Annotated in this window: 4 protein-coding genes and 2 pseudogenes; 4 read left to right on the top strand and 2 right to left on the bottom strand. The window is 61.3% G+C overall.

All coding sequences use genetic code 11. The features are described from left to right. The 4 genes and pseudogenes from AB5Y50_RS05340 to ybcJ all read left to right on the top strand — a co-directional run. Positions 1–142: transposase (locus AB5Y50_RS05340; RefSeq protein WP_319861765.1), on the top strand; the 142-nt coding region annotated here is incomplete at its 5' end. 58 nt (positions 143–200) lie between these two features. Next, positions 201–1,232, top strand: a pseudogene (locus AB5Y50_RS05335) (alpha/beta fold hydrolase); the annotation flags it as partial. Next, positions 1,229–1,633, top strand: a complete 405-nt coding sequence (locus tag AB5Y50_RS05330) for a MaoC family dehydratase (protein WP_010674881.1) — start codon at positions 1,229–1,231, stop codon at positions 1,631–1,633. The pseudogene AB5Y50_RS05335 and the gene AB5Y50_RS05330, both read left to right, overlap by 4 nt. A gap of 165 nt (positions 1,634–1,798) precedes the next feature. Then, on the top strand, positions 1,799–2,032 hold the full coding sequence (gene ybcJ, locus AB5Y50_RS05325; protein ID WP_010674882.1) for a ribosome-associated protein YbcJ: 234 nt from the start codon (positions 1,799–1,801) through the stop codon (positions 2,030–2,032). A 156-nt stretch (positions 2,033–2,188) separates the two neighbouring features. On the opposite strand, the gene AB5Y50_RS05320 is transcribed toward ybcJ, so the two are convergent. Then, a complete protein-coding gene (locus tag AB5Y50_RS05320; protein ID WP_010674883.1) occupies positions 2,189–2,662 on the bottom strand; it encodes a DUF4442 domain-containing protein in 474 nt (157 codons plus the stop codon). 364 nt (positions 2,663–3,026) lie between these two features. Beyond that, a pseudogene (locus AB5Y50_RS05315) lies at positions 3,027–3,661 on the bottom strand (IS5 family transposase); the annotation flags it as partial.

Here is a 3,661-nt window from a genome sequence, read left to right as displayed (position 1 = left end):
AAGGCGACTGCGTAATGAATTTCTGGACTTGAGAGGTGCTTACAGCAAACCCGTACTCTGGTCACGCTCTTACTTTGCGGGCTCTTGCGGCGGAGCACCGTTGGAGGTGATCAAGCAATACATTCAAAACCAGCGGGGCTGACGCCCCGGCGAAATTCCCCTCCCACCTACGTCGGAGGGAGTCCCCTTTCGCATTTAAGATGGACATGCGCCCCCAGAACTCCCTGGTGGCCTGGCTGGTCGCCCAGGGGCAGACGGTCTTCATGATCTCCTGGCGCAACCCGGGGGTGGCACAGGGGCAGGTCGATCTCGACGACTACGTGGTGGACGGGGTCATCGCCGCCCTGGACGCCGTGGAGGCAGCCACCGGCGAGCGGGAGGTGCACGGCATCGGCTACTGCATCGGTGGCACTGCGTTGTCACTCGCCATGGGCTGGCTGGCGGCGCGGCGCCAGAAGCAGCGGGTGCGTAGCGCCACCCTGTTCACCACCCTGCTGGACTTCTCCCAGCCCGGGGAGCTTGGCATCTTCATCCACGAGCCCATCATCGCGGCGCTGGAGGCGCAGAACGAGGCCAGGGGCATCATGGACGGGCGCCAGCTGGCGGTCTCCTTCAGTCTGCTGCGGGAGAACAGCCTCTACTGGAACTACTACATCGACAGCTACCTCAAGGGCCAGAGCCCGGTGGCATCCGATCTGCTGCACTGGAACAGCGACAGCACCAACGTGGCGGGCAAGATCCACAACAGCCTGCTGCGCCGACTCTACCTGGAAAACCAGCTGGTGAAGGGGGAGCTCAAGATCCGCCACACCCGCATCGCTCTCGCCAAGGTGAAGACCCCGGTGCTGCTGGTGTCCGCCGTGGACGATCACATCGCCCTCTGGCAGGGAACCTGGCAGGGCATGGCGCTGTTCGGGGGCGAACGGCGCTTCATTCTGGCCGAATCCGGGCACATCGCCGGCATCATCAATCCACCGGATGCCAACAAATACGGCTTCTGGCAGAGCGAGGTCGAGGCGGACAGCCCGGCGCAGTGGCTGGCGGGGGCGACCCACCAGAGCGGCTCCTGGTGGCCCGAGATGATGCGCTTTATCAAAGACCGTGACGAAGCAGAACCCGTCCCCGCCCGGCAGCCTGTCGAGGGGCTGGAGGCGGCCCCCGGCAGCTACGTCAAGGTACGGCTCAATCCGGTGTTTGCCGGCGTCAGGATGCAAGAAGAGGAACCCGCATGAGTACACAACCCCTTGCCGTGGGCCAGAAGGCTCGCCTGACCAAGCGCTTCGGCCCGGCCGAGGTGGCGGCCTTCGCCGGCCTCTCGGAGGATTTCAATCCCCTGCACCTGGACCCGGACTTTGCCGCCACGACGGTGTTCGAGCGCCCCATCGTCCACGGAATGCTGCTGGCGAGCCTCTTCTCCGGGCTCCTCGGGCAGCAACTGCCCGGGAAAGGGAGCATCTATCTGGGCCAGAGCCTCTCCTTCACGCTCCCGGTGTTCGTGGGGGACGAGGTGACGGCGGAGGTGGAGGTGATTGCCCTTCGAAGCGACAAGCCCATCGCCACCCTGGCCACCCGCATCTTCACCCAGGGCGGCGCCCTCGCCGTGACGGGGGAAGCGGTGGTGAAACTCCCTTGAGCGCCAGTGGCCCCCAGAGATACAACCAGCCCGGTCGGGCTGGTTTTATTGCCTGTGCTCGCCCCTTTTTCGGGGCAATTCGGCCCGGGCCCTTTCCCTGCCCCGCCTAACTGCCTAGAATGAGCCCCCGCTGTTTCAGCCATTCATCCAGCTAGAGGATTTCCCATGGAGACGTTTCTGCTCGAAGGTCACCCCTTCGTTGCCTTGTGTGACCTGATCAAGCATCAGGGTTGGGCCGATTGTGGCGGTGCCGCCAAGGCGCTGGTCGCCGAGGGCCTGGTGGAAGTGGACGGTCAGGTCGAGACCCGCAAACGCTGCAAGATAGTCGCCGAGCAGGTGGTCAACTTCAACGGCATGAAGGTAGTCGTGAAAGAAGGCGTCAGCCCCGAGATCCTCTGATCCTGACGCCCTGCCACGCAAGCGCTACCCAGCACAGTGGCCGAGCGGGCGGTCAACTTCAACGGCATGAAGCATGAAGGCCGTGGTGAAGGAAGGGAGCAGTCCCGAGATCCTTTGATACCGGCTTGAACAAGGGCGCCAAGCGCCCTCTGGCCTTCAGCTTGCCTTGATGGAGAGGGTCAGCACAAAGCGGGCCATGGCCTCGTCGCCGTTGCGCGACGGGCAGGTGGCCACCACCTGGATGGGGCGGTTGATGCGCTGACCGCTCGCCAGGGACTCGTCGATCATGGCGTCGATAAGCTCCCCCGCCGCGCAATCAAACTGCACGTCCCCCTCCGGGCGCTTCAAAAACTCCCCTTGCACATCCTTGAAGGCAAAATGCACCTTCTTGCGCCGCGCCCGCCCCTTCTCCATGACCAGGAGCCCCCCCACCAGGTCGGCACCGGTGGCGAGCGCCCCGAAATACATGCTGCCCAGGTGGTTGCGGGTGCGCCAGCCCAGCGGAATGCGGATGCGCAGCGCCCTGGCGTCCATCTGCTCGATGACGGGGGCACAGAAACCAATGACGGGAATGTAGCGCCAGGCGAACAGACGCAGGGCGAGGTTGGCTTTGAGGCGTTGCAGGTCCATTGCAAACTGATCCGATGAGTAAATGTGATACAAATGTTGCCAGTCTGCTTCCCGATAGACAAGCCTCCCGTGCCATCCCTGTGAGCGGCCCCCCAAAGGGTATTTGCAAAATTCATGCAATGGCCAGGTTCTATTTGCCTGGCAAATGATAAAATCGGCCTTTCCTGACCCCGGGTCGCCCCTCTCTTTTCCCTTTTTCCGATTTTTTTCAAGGTCCCGCCCCGGATGACGGGACCATGACGGCCATATTCGAATGAAACACAACGAGAAATACTCCCCGTCTGGGGGCTAGCCCAGGATCCCGCCCCCGCCACTGGGATTATTCGCAGTAACCAAACCCCCTCTCCCTCGCTAGGCTGTGTTCTCAAAATGCTGGTTTTCTGTCCACCAATAGCTCTCGTAAGTAACGAAGGCAGAAAGCCAGCTTGATAAAAGCAGCAAAACTTCCCGCCAGCTTTTCATATCTCGTTGAGAATCGGCGAAACTTCTTCAGCCATCCGAAGCACCGCTCGACCACATTTCGCCTGCGATAACGAGCTTTGTCTAATACCAGAGGTCGTCCCTTATGGTGCCGCTGCTGGTCGCTGCGCTGCGGGATGACTGCTTTTATCCCTCTGCGCCGGAGTTCGGCCCGCAAAGCCCTGCTGCTATAGGCCTTATCTGCGGCAAGATGCGTTGGTCGCGTGCGATAACGGCCTGATGAAGTCGGGATCCTTGCCATGGCCAACGCACTTGTCGCATATCTGATTTCCGCTGATTGCCCCGGCGAAAGGCAGAACCCCAGCGGTAAACCATTACCATCAGTGACCAAGTGAATTTTGCTGCCAAAACCACCACGAGAGCGACCAAGTGCTTGATTCACCGGAGTGTTTTTTTACGCGCTCCGGCAGCATCTTTGGATACCCTGACATTGGAGCCGTCCAGGCACCACAGGTCGAAATCGATGAGCCCTTCTTCATTGAGCTTGAGTTGCAGCGCTTCCAGAATGGCATCAATCCG

Source organism: Aeromonas sp. s6 (genome assembly GCF_040907815.1).
GTDB lineage: Bacteria > Pseudomonadota > Gammaproteobacteria > Enterobacterales > Aeromonadaceae > Aeromonas > Aeromonas caviae.
This window is presented reverse-complemented; position numbering and strand designations above follow the sequence as displayed.